This is a genomic window from Mesorhizobium sp. M0106 (assembly GCF_040322715.1).
Taxonomy (GTDB): domain Bacteria; phylum Pseudomonadota; class Alphaproteobacteria; order Rhizobiales; family Rhizobiaceae; genus Mesorhizobium.
The window spans coordinates 21701-36184 of record NZ_JAMYUA010000054.1 but is presented as its reverse complement, the minus strand read 5'-3'; the positions used below and the strand labels follow the sequence as shown (position 1 = coordinate 36184).

General features: G+C 62.9%; 13 protein-coding genes and 1 pseudogene. 7 read left to right on the top strand and 7 right to left on the bottom strand.

Going from position 1 to position 14484, the window contains the following annotated elements:
• Window positions 1–113: 113 nt before the first annotated feature.
• The 5 genes and pseudogenes from NKJ55_RS31205 to NKJ55_RS31185 all read right to left on the bottom strand — a co-directional run.
• Window positions 114–644 (bottom strand): annotated as a pseudogene (locus NKJ55_RS31205) (phosphotransferase); the annotation flags it as partial.
• Window positions 645–762: 118 nt separating this feature from the next.
• Window positions 763–1212 (bottom strand): DNA polymerase III subunit chi, encoded by a 450-nt coding sequence (locus tag NKJ55_RS31200; RefSeq protein WP_023677690.1) that lies wholly within the window; start codon window positions 1210–1212, stop codon window positions 763–765.
• Window positions 1213–1250: 38 nt separating this feature from the next.
• The gene (locus tag NKJ55_RS31195; protein ID WP_352453235.1) at window positions 1251–2747 is read right to left on the bottom strand and encodes a leucyl aminopeptidase; all 1497 of its coding nucleotides are present in this window, start codon (window positions 2745–2747) and stop codon (window positions 1251–1253) included.
• A 49-nt stretch (window positions 2748–2796) separates the two neighbouring features.
• A complete protein-coding gene (locus NKJ55_RS31190) occupies window positions 2797–3180 on the bottom strand; it encodes a VOC family protein (protein ID WP_031212013.1) in 384 nt (127 codons plus the stop codon).
• A 72-nt stretch (window positions 3181–3252) separates the two neighbouring features.
• The gene (locus NKJ55_RS31185) at window positions 3253–4419 is read right to left on the bottom strand and encodes a flavin-containing monooxygenase (RefSeq protein ID WP_352453234.1); all 1167 of its coding nucleotides are present in this window, start codon (window positions 4417–4419) and stop codon (window positions 3253–3255) included.
• 354 nt (window positions 4420–4773) lie between these two features.
• Between NKJ55_RS31185 and lptF the strand changes: the two genes are divergently transcribed.
• From lptF to NKJ55_RS31150, 7 genes are all read left to right on the top strand, one after another.
• Window positions 4774–5976, top strand: a complete 1203-nt coding sequence (lptF, locus tag NKJ55_RS31180; RefSeq protein WP_352453233.1) for an LPS export ABC transporter permease LptF — start codon at window positions 4774–4776, stop codon at window positions 5974–5976.
• Window positions 5973–7058, top strand: coding sequence for an LPS export ABC transporter permease LptG (lptG, locus tag NKJ55_RS31175; RefSeq protein WP_023677695.1), 1086 nt, complete (start codon window positions 5973–5975; stop codon window positions 7056–7058). Before lptF ends, lptG begins: the two co-directional genes overlap by 4 nt.
• Entirely contained in the window at window positions 7058–9475 is a 2418-nt protein-coding gene (locus tag NKJ55_RS31170; RefSeq protein ID WP_352453232.1) for an LPS-assembly protein LptD, read from the top strand. The genes lptG and NKJ55_RS31170 overlap by 1 nt, the downstream gene beginning before the upstream one ends.
• Window positions 9476–9592: 117 nt before the next feature.
• A complete protein-coding gene (locus tag NKJ55_RS31165) occupies window positions 9593–10519 on the top strand; it encodes a peptidylprolyl isomerase (RefSeq protein WP_352453231.1) in 927 nt (308 codons plus the stop codon).
• Between the two features lie 12 nt (window positions 10520–10531).
• The gene (gene pdxA, locus NKJ55_RS31160) at window positions 10532–11551 is read left to right on the top strand and encodes a 4-hydroxythreonine-4-phosphate dehydrogenase PdxA (protein WP_352453230.1); all 1020 of its coding nucleotides are present in this window, start codon (window positions 10532–10534) and stop codon (window positions 11549–11551) included.
• A gap of 66 nt (window positions 11552–11617) precedes the next feature.
• The gene (gene rsmA, locus NKJ55_RS31155) at window positions 11618–12451 is read left to right on the top strand and encodes a 16S rRNA (adenine(1518)-N(6)/adenine(1519)-N(6))-dimethyltransferase RsmA (protein ID WP_352453229.1); all 834 of its coding nucleotides are present in this window, start codon (window positions 11618–11620) and stop codon (window positions 12449–12451) included.
• Window positions 12452–12525: 74 nt separating this feature from the next.
• Entirely contained in the window at window positions 12526–12819 is a 294-nt protein-coding gene (locus tag NKJ55_RS31150; RefSeq protein WP_352453228.1) for a DUF1330 domain-containing protein, read from the top strand.
• On the opposite strand, the gene gmk is transcribed toward NKJ55_RS31150, so the two are convergent.
• On the bottom strand, window positions 12820–13476 hold the full coding sequence (gene gmk / locus NKJ55_RS31145; RefSeq protein ID WP_352453227.1) for a guanylate kinase: 657 nt from the start codon (window positions 13474–13476) through the stop codon (window positions 12820–12822). It abuts the gene before it with no gap.
• A 33-nt stretch (window positions 13477–13509) separates the two neighbouring features.
• A complete protein-coding gene (locus NKJ55_RS31140) occupies window positions 13510–14400 on the bottom strand; it encodes a YicC/YloC family endoribonuclease (RefSeq protein ID WP_352453226.1) in 891 nt (296 codons plus the stop codon).
• Window positions 14401–14484 lie beyond the last annotated feature (84 nt).

Below are 14484 nucleotides of genomic sequence, written 5' to 3'. Positions count from 1 at the left end.
TCTGTTTTTTATATTTTTTTTACTGTTACTTGGTTCACTTATTTCTCTTCCTTTTTGCGTGTGGGCAATGGCGATGGTCCCCTCTCGGCGGTCTTTGCCTTGGGGGGGGTGGGGGCCGTCGCCCACACGGCCTCGGCGGCGGCCTTGTCGATGCGGCCGCCGAGCGCCGAGAGCGCGGCTCGGGTCTCGGCGTCGTAGACCGAAAGCCGGCCACCGCGGTGGAAATTATGCTGCCCTGCCGGTGGCCCATCGGCAGCGTCGATCCGGTAGAGCGCAACCAGAAAGCCGGCCAGCGAACGGGCGAACTCAGTAAGATCGGCAATCAGTCCACCAGCCGCCGGTCTGCCGCCAAGCCAGCGATAGACGGACCAGGGCCATGGATAGCCTTCACCGGGCGCGCCTTTGGCCAGCGGCACGGGTATCGGCAGAGGCAGGTGAGGCGCGAGGCGAGGCAGCCAGCGGTGCTCCTTCTCGACCTGGGCGACATAGGCGGCAGCGCTCGGCAGCCGTACCGACATGCTGTCGCCCAGCCGGAAGGTGCGGTTGTCCCAGCCGCCAGGCTCGACCAGCTCTACCGGCAGGTCCGCCCATTTGGGGAACTGCGCGGCAATCAGCCGGCGAACAAGTGCGGCATCTATCGGCATGCCTGGTGTTCGTTTATCGGGCGGCATCGGGCTTGCTCCGGTCTTCTGAATAGCCGGCGGTCCATCTTTTTGTCGTCGCACTCTTGCGGCGCCAGTGATTCCCTTGCCGGCAAATTCTCTAAGCCTTGCGTTCCCAGCGCCGGTCAGGCGTTTGCTGCCAGTAGGTCACGGTGTGGCCGGCCTCCTTCATTGTCTTCCAATGCGTGCGTGCCGCCTCTAGCTGGGCTGCATCGTGGCCGTCGAACAGGAACACGGCGCGCTGGTAGCCGCCAAGCTCCGGCGGCACCGCCCCATCGACCAGGAAGCGTATCTGCGCCTGGTTCGGATTGTCGGGGCCGACGGTCAGAACCACCGGCTGCTCGGCGGGATGGGCTTCGCGATCCGTCGCGTGGGCCAGGAACGAATCGTCCCGGAAAGTCCACAGATGCTGGTCCAGCGCGTCGCGCCGTTCCTCGGTGCCGGTCTGCACCACGGCGCGCCAGCCGCGATCGACACTGCGCTCCAGGAGGCCGGGCAGCGCATCCTCCAGCGTCGATTCGGTCAGGTGATAAAACAGAATCTCGGCCATGCGTTCAGTCTACATTGTCGGAGTCCCGCCCCAGCCGCTCATTGCTCGTAATGATCGCGCACCAGCCGGTCGAGCAGCCTGACGCCGAAGCCGGAAGCCCATGACTGGTTGATCTCGTTGGAAGGCGCGCCCATCGCGGTGCCGGCGATGTCGAGATGCGCCCAGGGCGTGTCCTTGACGAAGCGCTGCAGGAACTGCGCGGCGATAATGGCGCCGCCATGGCGGCCGCCGATGTTCTTCATGTCAGCATTCTTGGAATCGATCAGCTTGTCGTATTCGGCACCGAGCGGCATGCGCCACACCCGCTCCTGCGTCGCCTGTCCGGCCGCCGTCAGCCGGTCCGCCAACTCGTCATTGTTGGAGAACAGGCCGGCATAATGCTGGCCGAGCGCGACCATGATGGCGCCGGTTAGCGTCGCCAGATTGATCATGAATTTCGGCTGGAAGCGGTCGTTGCAGTACCAGAGCGCATCGGCCAGCACCAGGCGGCCCTCGGCGTCGGTATTGAGCACTTCGATAGTCTGACCCGACATCGAGGTGACAATGTCGCCCGGTCGCTGAGCGTGGCCGTCGACGGCGTTTTCAACCAGCCCGACAATGCCGACGACATTGACCTTCGCCTTGCGCGCGGCCAGCGCGTGCATCAGCCCGGTGACGGCAGCAGCGCCGCCCATGTCGCCCTTCATGTCCTCCATGCCCGACGCCGGCTTGATCGAATTGCCGCCGGTGTCGAAGGTGACGCCCTTGCCGACAAAGGCGACCGGGCTTTCCTTGGCCTTGCCGCCGTCCCACCGCATGACCGCGATGCGGGCGCCACGCGGCGAACCCTGCGCTACGCCCAGCAGCGAACCCATGCCGAGCTTCTTCATCTCCTTCTCGGCCAGGATCTCGACCGTGACGCCGAGCGCCTCCAGTTCGGCGATGCGGGCGGCGAATTCCACCGGTCCCAAAACATTGGCCGGTTCATTGACCAAATCGCGCGCCAGCAAGACGCCGCCGATCACCGCCGCTTCATCGGCGAAGGCCTTCTTTGCAGCTGCCGGATCGGCGGTGTGAATAGTCACCTTGACCGGCTTTTTTGGCTCGCGCTTGTCGTCACCATTGTTCTTTTTGGTCTTGTACTTGTCGAAGGAATAGCTGCGCAGCAGGATGCCCGCTGCAAGCTGAACGGCTTGCCTGCCGCTGACGGCCGCACCCGGAAGATCGAGCACGACGGCCACTTCGGTTGCCTTGCGAAAGGACGCGGCAATCGTGCCGCCGAGCTTCAGCCAGGCGTAATCATCGAGATTGGAGCCCTTGCCGGCACCGACCGCCACCAGCCGCTCGAGCGATGTCCCTTCCGGTGCCAGCACTTCGACCAGGCTGGCGAATTTGCCGGTGAAGTCGGCGACCGGAAAAGCCCGCTCGAGGGTCTTTGCCGGATCGCAAGCCCTGGCGGCATCGCTGAGGCCGCCCTCGTCGGCCACCAGAACGAAAACGCTGCCTTTTTTGGGCGCGGCGAATTTGGCAAAGGCGATCGAGGGTCTCGAATTCATCATGTCCTGCTTTCGGGGAAGTGAGTTGGATTATTGCGAGAAACGTTCGTCAGTGAGCGGCGGGTTGAAACAGCTCGATAACATTGCCCGATGGGTCTTCGAGCAACGTCTGGGAACCGCCGACGCCCGTTATGATATCGTTGCGAAAGACAAGTCCAGCACTCTTGAGGCGCGCAACCTCTTCTTTCAGGTCCGGCACCACCAACAGGATGCGATTCCAACCTCCCGGCACCGGCTGCCGGCCATCCGGCATCGCCCGTGCACCCGAACTGCCGGGTCCGCTTAGAAGGAGCCGTAAAGCGCCGCGAGTGACGGAAGCAAAAGCCGGTCGCGCGTCCTGTTCAACAGCGAAGCCCAGATGTCCACAGTAGAAGTCGATCGAGGCGGCGACATCATCGACCATGTAGCGAATGCTGACTGGCGTCATGATCATTGACCTTTCGGTTCGAGCACGCTCAACAAGGCGTGTCTATTGCGGGCGGAACAATCGGCATAGTCCGGCTCATCATCGCTGCTTGACAATCCGCGCCGCTATCGCCCTGGCCTGAATGCGGGCGTTGGCGAAACAACCGCGAATGCTCGGCCGCATGCCGGTAAACCACAGACCGGGCAATTTCGGATCGGCATCGCCGCCGTTGAAAAGCGGAACGCCCTTGCCGTCGAGAACGCCGAGCTTGCCGAACATCTGGTCCAGACCGGTGCGATAGCCGGTCGCCGCAATGACGATATCGGGCGTGATCAACCTGCCGTCATTCAATACGATGCCGTCTTGGGTAAATTCCCGCAATGGTGGCACCACCACGATCGTGCCTGCCTTTATGGCGCGAACCGCGCCGTCATCGGCTGCGATCGCGGTGTAGTCGGCGCTCAGACGGCTCGCACCGCCTATGGGAGCCGGCGGAAGCCCAAATTTCGTCAGGTCGCCGAAAACCAGGCGCTGGGTTGTCGCCATCACCGCATCGGCCAGCCGCACCGGCAAGCTCGCCATCAACGGTGAAAGCCTGTGGACGGCGACCTTGCCGATGCGTTTCGGCAGCAGCGACGGGCCGTTGCGGGCCGACAGCCAGATGCTTTGGGCATCTGCATTCGCAAGATGGTTGAGTGCGTCGAACCCCGAATTGCCGGCTCCGACGACCAGCACCTTTTTGCCGACGTAGTCCTTCGCCTCGCCAAAATCGGCCGAATGGACAATCCGGCCTGCAAAATCCTTCATGCCTTTCCACGCGGGAATAAACGGCTGCCGGTCGCGCCCGGTGGCGACGACGACATGGCGCGCCAGACGACGTCCGGAGTTCGTCCGCACGGTCCAGTGATCGCCGTCGAACGTAATCTCTTCAACGGCAACGCCGAATGCGACCGGCAGACCATGCGCCTGGCTGAAATCGTTCAGATGGCGAATGACGGCCGATTTATGCGGAAAAGCCGGGGTGCCTGCGGGATAGCCGATGCCGGGCAGCGTCGAGAGATCGCGATGCGTATTGAGATGCAGCCGCTGGTGCCGCCGATGCCAGGGTTCGGCAAGCCGGCTCTCCTTTTCCAGGACGAGCGTCGGTACGCCGGCCTTCATCAAGGCGTGGGCGGCGGCAAGGCCGGCCGCGCCGGCGCCGACCACGATCGCGCCGTCAAAGACGGTTTCCCGACCGGTTTGACTGCGCAATTTTTCCGCTTCCATGCTGGGGCTCAACAGATCCTGACCCGTCTTATCACGCCGCGGCGGTCGCGACCGGCGCGACATTTGGTCGTTTTGCCGCATTTGACAAGACTTTGGCCGAAATCGCTCCCATATGCGATATCGAACCATCCACGATTCGTCGCGGCACGGCCCCGCTTCCCGCCGCAACCTGTTGTTAACCAACAATGTTCGCTCTTTCTTATCCATTGCCGCCGACACTCCGGCCCAGCGGATTTTGCGATCCGGGACAGAACCCAGATCGAACCGCCAAACTGAGCCAGTTGTGCAGCCGGCGCCGGACGACTACCTTGTTCCAAGGCATGATGCCGTTCGAAATCGCCGAGAAAAGCCTTCATGAAGGTCGTTGAACGCTACATCATGCGCCGTGCTTTCGCGGTATTCGCGCTGGCGCTCGTCTGGACGCTGGCGATCGTCTGGACGACTCAGGTGCTCGCCCGCATCGACCTCGTCACCGATAGCGGTCAGTCGGCCCTCACCTTCTTCGAAGTCGCAGCGCTGATCATCCCGACGATCGTTCCGATCGTCGTGCCGTTCGCCCTGGTGGTTGCGGTCGCCCAGATCCTCAGCGTGATGAATTCGGATTCGGAGCTGGCCGTCATCAATGCCGCCGGCGCTTCACGCTGGACCATCGTCAGGCCGATCATGCTTCTGGCACTTGCAGCCAGCGTTTTTTCCTTCGCAGTCGACAATGGCGTCGACCCTTACGCACGCCAGAAGAACCGCGAGTTGATTGCGTCATCGCGTGCCGATCTGTTGTCGTTGATCATCCAGGAAGGCACCTTCCGCAAGATCGATGACGGCCTGTTCCTGCAGGTTGGCGAACGGCTTCCCGACAACCGCCTCGGCGGCATCTTCGTCGCCGATTCGCGCGAAGAAGGCGTCAATCTCATCTACTACGCCAAGACCGGCAGCATCATCGAACGCGGCGACGAGAAGGTGCTGATGATGAATGACGGCGTCATCCATCGCAAAACCATGACCGGCGACCTCTCGGTGATCCGGTTCACCTCCTACGCCTTCGACTTGTCCGCTTTCATGTCGGCATCATCTGACATCCTGCTTTTGCCGAAGGACCGGACGACCCAGTATCTGCTCAATCCCAGTCCGAACGACAAGATGTACCAGCAAAAGCCGAACAGGTACCTGGCCGAGCTCAACCAGCGTTTTTCCGAGTGGTCCTATTCGCTCGTCTTCGCGCTGATCGCGCTCGCCGTCGCCGGAGATGCACGCTCGCATCGCGAGGCGCGTGTGCACCCGCTGATCACGGCAATCGCGATCGCGCTGTTCGTGCGCTGGCTCGGGTTCTTTGCCGCCGGCAAGGCCGACAAGGTGCCGCAATATGCCTATATGGTCTACGGTGTCCCGATCGTGGCATCGGCGATCGCCATCTGGTTCATTGTTTCCAACCGGACCATGGAACTGCCGGTTGCCTGGGCCGATTGGATAACCAATCTTGCCGGCCGCTTCAGTGAGGGCTGGAGCGCCATCAAGCTCCGTTTTGCCGGGCGTGGCGCATCCGGACAGGGAGCCGGCTGATGGGCTGGACTCTGGGTCGGTACTTCTTCTTTCGCTATGTGACGATCACCATCTGGTTCTTCATCGGCCTCTTGGCGCTGGTGTTCCTGATCGATTTCACCGAGCTTTCCGGCCGCACGACCGGCGTGCCGGGCTTCACCTACGCAACTGCGTTCGCCATTTCGGGGCTCAGGATGCCGATGATCATGCTGCAGACGGTGCCGTTCGTCGGCCTGTTCTCGGCGATGGCGACGTTGGTGTCGCTCAACCGCAAATACGAATTGGTCATTGCCCGTTCCGCTGGGGTTTCCGCATGGCAATTCCTGCTGCCGTGCTGCATCGGGGCGCTGCTGTTTGGAGCCTTGTCGGTCGGCGTCATCAATCCGGTAGCCGCGCACGCCTATTCCTGGTCCGAGGAGATCGAGACCCAGCTCCGTTCGGGCAAGTCGAACAGCGTCTCGGCCGATGCTGCGCCCTGGATCAGGCAGAAAACCAACGCCGGCGACACCATCATCGGCGCGCGCGCCATTCTCAATCAAGGCCTGGAGATGGCCGACGCGGTCTTCTTCAGCTTCAGCCCGCAAGGCGACATCATCGAGCGCAAGGATGCGGCGCGCGCCTTTTTGCGGGACGGCTACTGGGAATTGCAGGACGTCAAGGTGTTCCGGGACGGTACCATCCAGTCGTTACCCAGCGATCGGCTGCCGACCAATCTCAAGCCGGAATTCGTGCAAGAGCGGTTGGCGCGCCCTGAGACCATTCCCTTCTACGATCTGCCCGGCAAGATCGAAGTGGCCCGCTCCTTCGGCCTCAAGGCAAACGCCTTCGCCATGCAGTTCAATTCCCTGATTGCGCTGCCCTTCCTGCTTGTCGCGATGACGCTGATTGCGGCAACGGTATCAATGCGATTTGCGAGGATGGGGCAGTCGGCAACGATGATTCTGGGTGGCATCGTGGCCGGCTTTCTGCTTTATGTCGTTTCGGTGCTGGTCAAGGCATTCGGCGTAGCGGGATTCGTACCCACGGCCGTAGCGGCTTGGGTCCCGGTTGTCGTGGCTATGTTCTTCGGGGTGACATTCCTGCTATACAAGGAAGACGGCTAGTGAGGGAGGCGGTTTTGCGCAGCCATAGGCACGCCGGTTTGGCACGCCTCTCTGCGGCGAGCGCCTTGGCATGCCTGCTTGCCAGCGCCGCCCCGGTTGCTCCAGCTTTTGCCCAGGACGTCAGTGAGCTGGCAACGAAGGTTCCGAGCGGCACGCAGATGCTGCTGGCAGCCGATACGCTGGTCTACGACAACGACAAGCAGACCGTGACGGCCGTCGGCGGCGTCCAGATCGATTACGGCGGCAACCGTCTCGTCGCCCAGCGGGTCGAATACAACCGCAACACCAAACGCCTCGTCGCCAGCGGCAATGTCGAACTCGTCAATAGCGACGGCACCAAAATCTATTCGCAGCATGCCGACATCACTGACGATTTCGCCGACGGCTTCGTCAACGCGCTGCGGGTCGAGACCATCGACAAGGCGTATTTCGCCGCCGAAAGCGCGGAGCGCATGGGCGGCGTGCTGACGACGTTCCACAATGGCGTCTACACCGCCTGCGAGCCGTGCGAGGACAAGCCCGACAAAGCGCCGACCTGGCGTATCAAGGCCAGGAAGATTATCTGGAACGGCGAGAAGAAGACGGTTCGCTTCGAGAACTCGAATTTCGAGTTCTTCGGCTTTCCGCTGGCCTATCTGCCGGCTTTCGAGATCGCCGACCCAACGGTCAAGCGCAAGAGCGGCTTCCTGATCCCCGGCGTCGCCTACAAGAGCGATCTCGGCGTCGGTGTTAAAGTCCCCTATTATTTCGCGCTCTCGCCGACCTACGATCTCACTGTCACTGGCAGCGGCTATACCAAGCAAGGTTTCCTCGGTGAGGCCGAGTGGAGGCAGCGCTTCAACAACGGTCAGTACAGCCTGAAGATTGCGGGCATCCGGCAGGAGAATCCCGACGCCTTCATCGATGACAATGGCCACAACGTGAATTCGGGTACCGAAGGCGACCCGAACAGGTTCCGCGGCATGATGGGCACCCAGGGCCAGTTCGCCATCAACCCGCGCTGGGACTTCGGCTGGGACATCCTGCTGCAGAGCGATAAGAATTTCTCGCGCACCTACGACATCGATGGCTTCAACGATAGCGTGCACCGCTCCGACGTGTACCTGACGGGGCTCAACGATCGCAATTACTTCGACGTGCGCGCCATGCACTTTGAGGTTCAGGAAGACACGCTCGCCAGCGATCCGACTGCACGCGCCGCCAAGCAGCCCTGGGTGCTGCCCTCGCTCGACTACGCCTATATCCCCGACACGCCGGTGGCCGGCGGGCAGCTGTCGTTCGACGTCAACGCGCGGGTCATTGACCGCGACAGGCTCGATACGGCTCTTGCAAATTCGGGCATCCCTTCGTCCGTCAACAACGTCCGCGGCATCGACGGTCAATCCGGGCGCCTTACCGCGGAAGCCGAATGGAAGCGCACCTTCACCACCGATGGCGGGCTGCTGCTGACACCGCTCCTGGCGCTGCGCGGCGACGCCGGCTACGTCAACGCCTCCTCGGCCTCGCTCGACGCCGTCAACCAGATGGCGACCAATCTCGGCGTCGAGGACGATATGCGTTCATCGCTTGCCCGCTACATGGCGACCGCCGGCCTTGAGATGCGCTGGCCGGTGCTGTTTTCGATGACCAGTTCCAGCCATGTCTTCGAACCGATGGCGCAGGTATTCATGCGTCCGAACGAGCAATATGTCGGCGGGCTGGCGGTCCCCAACGAGGACGCCCAGAGCTTCGTCTTCGACGCCACGACGCTGTTCGAGCGCGACAAATTCTCGGGCTATGACCGCATGGAAGGCGGCACACGCGCCAATGTCGGGCTGCGCTATTCCGGCGCATATGACAATGGCTGGGGCACCAATGCGGTGTTCGGCCAATCCTACCAGCTGGGCGGCCAGAACTCGTTCGGCACGCCGGACCTGGTCAATGTCGGCGCCTATTCAGGCCTTGAAACTGCAACCTCCGACTATGTCGGCCTTGTCGGCTTCAACAGCCCCAGCGGGTTTTCCGGCTCGGTCAGCGGCCGTTTCGACGAGCAAAGCTTCGAGATCCGCCGCGCTGAGGTAAAGGCCGCCTTTTCAGGCCTGCCGGTATCGCTGAGCGCCAAATACGCCTTCATCCAGGCGCAGCCACTCTATGGCTTCTCAACCGATCGCCATGAGGTTACGCTCGGCGCCTCGACACATCTTGCCGAGAATTGGCGCGTCTTTGGCACCGGCACATATGATCTGGAGCAGAGCGTTCTGGTCAAGGACGGGGTCGGCTTTGCCTATAGTGATTCGTGCTTTACCTATTTGATGACGTTTTCGGAAAGACGTGACCTGAACACCAAGGAAGTATCGCAGAACGTCGGCTTCAACCTGTCGTTCCGCACGCTCGGCGATTTCGGCTCGTCGCAACGCTCCATCGACACCATTCAATAACGGGCAGCGGTCGGCAACGGGGCGGCTGGCGGACGACATTGTTTCGCCGCATAGAGCAGGCACGAATTTTGACGGCCTGAACTGGGATAGGTTCGGCTGAATCGGGATGGAATTGGGATGCTTTCGATGAGGAAATACCTCTTTTCGGCAGGGTTCGCGCTGCTGGTGGCGTTCTCGACCACCGCGGTGACGCGGCCAGTTTTCGCCACCGAGATCAAATACGTCGTCAACAATATACCGATCACCACCGGCGACATCCAGCATCGGGCCGCTTTCCTGCGCCTGCAGCACAGAAAGGGCGATGCCGGCCAGGAAATGATCGACCAGACGCTGCGCCTGGCCGAAGCCCGGCGGCTCGGCATCCGCATCAGCGACGAGCAGGTCGATGCCGCTTATCAGCGTTTCGCCACCAGCAACAAGATGCCGCTCAAGCAGCTTGACGGCGCGATGGCGCAATCCGGCGTCACCAAGGAGCATTTCAAGGACTTTATCCGGGCGCAGATGGCCTGGAACCAGGCGCTGACCGCGCGTCACCGTTCTAGCGACGGCGGCGGCGCCATGAGCGAGCAGGACCTCGTCAAGCGCATGCTCGAAAAAGGCGGCAGCAAACCGAGCGCCACAGAGTACATGCTGCAGCAGGTCATCTTCGTGGTGCCGGCGGCCGAGCGCAGCGCGACGCTGGCCAAGCGCAAACGCGAAGCCGACGCTATGCGCGCCCGCTTCAACGGCTGCAACACCACGCGCGAATTCGCCAAGGGCCTGATCGATGTCACCGTTCGCGATCTCGGCCGGGTGCTGGCGCCGCAATTGCCGGCGGACTGGGCCGAGCAGATAAAGGCTACAAAGGTCGGCGGCGCCACCACGACGCGCGAAACCGACCGCGGTGTCGAATTCATCGGCATCTGCTCGTCGCGCGAAGTGTCAGACGACAAAGCCGCGCAGATGGTGTTCCAGAGTGAAGGTTCGAGCGACAAGAACGCCGACGAACTCTCGAAGAAATATGTCGAGGAGTTGCGGAAGAAAGCCCGCATAATCGAGCGCTGAAGTCGAAGCGCCGTGGCTGACGCAGAGCTTCCGCTGGCGTTGAGCGTCGGCGATCCGTCCGGCGTGGGGCCGGACATCGCCATCGCTGCTTGGCAGGCCCGCGAAAGCGCTGGCGTTCCGTCATTTTATCTCCTTGCCGATCCGGCACTGATTGCCGTGCGAGCGCACAGGCTCGGCACCGATATCGCGATTGCCGAGACGACGCCGGCGTTAGCGCCGGGGGTGTTTTCGCGCGCGCTGCCGGTGGTGGCGCTTGCTGCCCGTTTCGTCGACAGTCCCGGCCGCCCGGATCCAGCCAACGCCGCCGGCATCATCGAGGCGATCGACTGCGCAGTTGCCGATTGCCTGGCCGGCCGCGCTGCCGCGGTCGTCACCTGCCCCATTGCCAAGAAGCCGCTCTACGACGCCGGCTTTCGCTTTCCCGGCCACACCGAATATCTGGCGCATCTGGCATCGCTTCACACCGGCACCGAAGTGACGCCTGTGATGCTGCTTGCCGGACCGGACCTGCGCACCGTGCCGGTCACCATCCACATCGCGCTGGCCGAGGTGCCGAAAGCGCTGACGACGGACCTTATCGTCGCCACCGGCCGCATCACCGCCGCCGACCTTGCGAACCGCTTCGGAATTGCCAAGCCGCGGCTCGCCATTGCCGGCCTCAACCCGCATGCCGGCGAAGGCGGCACCATGGGCACCGAAGACGAGCGGATCGTGCGCCCGGCGGTCGACCGGCTGAGGCAGGAAGGGATCGACGCCTTCGGGCCATTGCCGGCCGACACGCTGTTTCATGCTCGCGCCCGCGCCGGCTACGACGTGGCGCTCTGTATGTATCACGACCAGGCGCTGATCCCGGCCAAGGCGCTGGCGTTTGACGAGGCGGTCAACGTCACGCTCGGCCTGCCCTTCGTCCGCACCTCGCCCGACCACGGCACCGCCTTCGACATCGCCGGCAAGGGCATCGCCCGTGCCGGCAGCCTGATTGCAGCGCTGAAACTCGCTCGCGTTCTTGCCGATACCGGGAAAAGGCCGTAGGCCCTGAGCCCAATCAGCCAAATTCGACGGCCTTAACCGATGAGCCCGCCTGATGAGCCCAGCCCGATGAGCATAGACGGCCTGCCGCCACTGCGCGAGGTGATCGAGCGCCATGGGCTGCAGGCGAAAAAGGCGCTGGGCCAGAATTTTCTGCTCGACCTTAACCTGACAAGCAAGATTGCGCGAACCGCCGGCGACCTGAGCGACGTTACGGTTATCGAGGTCGGTCCCGGTCCGGGCGGGCTGACTCGTGCCCTGCTCCTCAACGGCGCCCGGCGGGTCGTCGCCATCGAGCGCGACGAGCGCTGCCTGGCGGCCCTGGCCGAGATCTCGAACCACTATCCGGGCCGGCTAGAGATCGTAGCCGGCGATGCGCTGAAAACCGATTTTGCAGCGCTTGCTAAAGGGGAAAGCGGCGGGCCGGCGAAAATCGTCGCCAACCTGCCTTACAATATCGGCACCGAATTGCTGATCCGCTGGCTGACCGTCACCGAGTGGCCGCCCTTCTACACATCGATGACACTGATGTTCCAGCGCGAGGTCGCCGAACGCATTGCAGCCAGCCCCGGCAGCGATGCCTATGGTCGGCTCGGCGTGCTGGCAGGCTGGCGGACGGAGGCGAGGATTGCCTTCGACGTGCCGCCGCAGGCGTTCACGCCGCCACCCAAGGTGACGTCCTCGGTGGTGCATCTGGTGCCGCGCGCCAGCCCCTTGCCGGCAGAGGTGAAACGGCTCAGCCGCGTCACCGAAGCGGCGTTTGGCCAGCGCCGGAAAATGCTGCGGCAGAGCGTGAAAAGCCTCGGCGGCGAGGCGCTGCTCACCCGTGCCGGCATCGATCCGACCAGGCGCGCCGAGACGCTGAGCGTCGAGGAGTTCGTTCGCCTGACCAACGCGGTGTGATGCCGGGACGCGTCTGCGTGGAGTTTCCGCTCTCACGGCATAGATAGCCGGACAAACCTGCCCGGAGACAAACAATGGCCGCCTATGTCATTTCCGACGTCACGATCCGCGACGCAGAGGCGATCGAAGCCTATAGCACCCACGCGGCTGCCTCCATCGCCCGGCATGGCGGGCGCTATCTGGTACGCGGTGGCAAGGTGGAAAGGTTGGAAGGCGACTGGTCTCCCCGGCCGCTGATCATCGTGGAATTCCCCGACATGGACACGGCGCGGCGCTGGTACCGCTCGGCCGAATATGCCGCGGCATTGGAACTGCGCGACGCCGCGCTCAGCCGCAATCTGATCCTGGTCGCGGGGACAGCGATTTGATCAATCCGTCCTTTCGTCGAGCAGCCCCGAGACGAAATCGAACAGGCCGGGCCGGCGATCGCGTCTGAGCCGTTCGGCGGTGACGATGCCGCGCACCTCGGCGAAAGCGCGGTCGAGATCGTCGTTGACGATGACGAAATCATATTCCTTCCAGTGCTCGATCTCGTTGCGGGCGTTCTTGAGCCGCGTCTCGATCACCGCTTCCTGGTCCTCGGCGCGACGCTTCAGCCGCGCCTTCAATTCCTTCATCGATGGCGGCAGGATGAATATCGAGACGATGTCGGCGCGCATCTTCTCCTTGAGCTGCTGAGCGCCTTGCCAGTCGATGTCGAACAGCATGTCGCGGCCTTCGGCCAGCGCCTGTTCAGCCGGCTCGCGCGGCGTCGCGTAGCAATTGCCGTGCACCTCCGCCCATTCGAGCAGCGCATCGGAATCGCGCAGCCGCTCGAACTCGCGCATGGTACGGAAGTGGTAATGGACGCCCTCGATCTCGCTGCCGCGGCGTGGCCGCGTGGTGACAGAGACCGACAATTCCAGGCTGGAATCGCTCTCCAGCAGATTGCGCGCAATCGTCGACTTGCCGGCGCCTGACGGCGACGACAAGACCAGCATCAGCCCGCGGCGCCGAATGCGGGAACCCACATCCCTAGCGGTCATGGGGCTTGGCAGTCATGTGGCTTGGCATCGGGATCATTCCAGATTCTGGACCTGTTCGCGAAACTGGTCGACGACCGCCTTCAGTTCCAGCCCGATGGCGGTGACCGCGGCAGCATTCGACTTGGAACACAGCGTATTCGATTCGCGGTTGAATTCCTGTGCCAGGAAATCGAGCTTGCGGCCGATGGCCCCACCGCCGGCGAGCAGTGCCCGCCCTGACACCACGTGCGTCTTCAGCCGGTCGATTTCCTCGCGTATGTCGGCCTTGGTGGCCAGGAACGCCGCTTCCATATGCAGCCGGCTGGCGTCCAAGTTGGCGGACGCGTCCATCAACAGGCGGATCTGCTCGGCGAGCCTTTCGCGGATCGTGGCCGGTTCGCGTGATGGATCGGCCTCGGCCCGCAGCGTCAGCGCCTCGATGGCATCGATATGGCCGGACAGCAGGGAACGAAGTGCCGCACCTTCGCCCTGGCGCGCCTGCTGCAGTCCGTTCAGTGCTGCTTCCAGCGCCGACAGTATTGCGGTATCGAGCGCACTGCGCGCCTCTTCGGTTTCGATGGTTTCGGGAATGTCGAGGACGCCGCGCAGCGCAAGCAGCCCGTCGGCCGCCGCAGGGGCTACTCCGAACCGCTCCTGCAGCCGCTTGGCCAACCCCGCCAGATCCTTCAGGAAAGCCTCGTTGACCACAGGTTGCGCTTGAGCGCCGGCGGCGCGGCCAATGGTCAACGTCATCTGGAAATTGCCGCGCGCAAAACGCTTTTGCACCGTCTGCCGGACGGCCGGCTCCAGCCGGTCGAAACCTTGCGGCAGCCGCAGCCTGACCTCGACGCTTTTGCCGTTGACGGACTTGGCTTCCCAGGCAATCGAAGTGCCGTCGTGTTCGGCGACACTGCGCGCAAAACCGGTCATGCTCTGCAAGTTCATGTAGCCGTGCGTCCCTTTGCCGAATGCCCCTCAAGCCGGAGCGATTTTCTCCGGACAGGATCATGTGAATTTCAATGCCATAGC

What these genes read in the sequence shown, in the direction of transcription:
- NKJ55_RS31185 (WP_352453234.1), bottom strand. Translation starts at nt 4,419, where the DNA reads ATGGAAGCGGAAAAATTGCGCAGTCAAACCGGTCGGGAAACCGTCTTT.
- NKJ55_RS31190 (WP_031212013.1), bottom strand. Translation starts at nt 3,180, where the DNA reads ATGATCATGACGCCAGTCAGCATTCGCTACATGGTCGATGATGTCGCC.
- rsmA (WP_352453229.1), top strand. Translation starts at nt 11,618, where the DNA reads ATGAGCATAGACGGCCTGCCGCCACTGCGCGAGGTGATCGAGCGCCAT.
- NKJ55_RS31140 (WP_352453226.1), bottom strand. Translation starts at nt 14,400, where the DNA reads ATGAACTTGCAGAGCATGACCGGTTTTGCGCGCAGTGTCGCCGAACAC.
- gmk (WP_352453227.1), bottom strand. Translation starts at nt 13,476, where the DNA reads ATGACCGCTAGGGATGTGGGTTCCCGCATTCGGCGCCGCGGGCTGATG.
- NKJ55_RS31165 (WP_352453231.1), top strand. Translation starts at nt 9,593, where the DNA reads ATGCTTTCGATGAGGAAATACCTCTTTTCGGCAGGGTTCGCGCTGCTG.
- NKJ55_RS31150 (WP_352453228.1), top strand. Translation starts at nt 12,526, where the DNA reads ATGGCCGCCTATGTCATTTCCGACGTCACGATCCGCGACGCAGAGGCG.
- NKJ55_RS31195 (WP_352453235.1), bottom strand. Translation starts at nt 2,747, where the DNA reads ATGAATTCGAGACCCTCGATCGCCTTTGCCAAATTCGCCGCGCCCAAA.
- NKJ55_RS31200 (WP_023677690.1), bottom strand. Translation starts at nt 1,212, where the DNA reads ATGGCCGAGATTCTGTTTTATCACCTGACCGAATCGACGCTGGAGGAT.
- lptF (WP_352453233.1), top strand. Translation starts at nt 4,774, where the DNA reads ATGAAGGTCGTTGAACGCTACATCATGCGCCGTGCTTTCGCGGTATTC.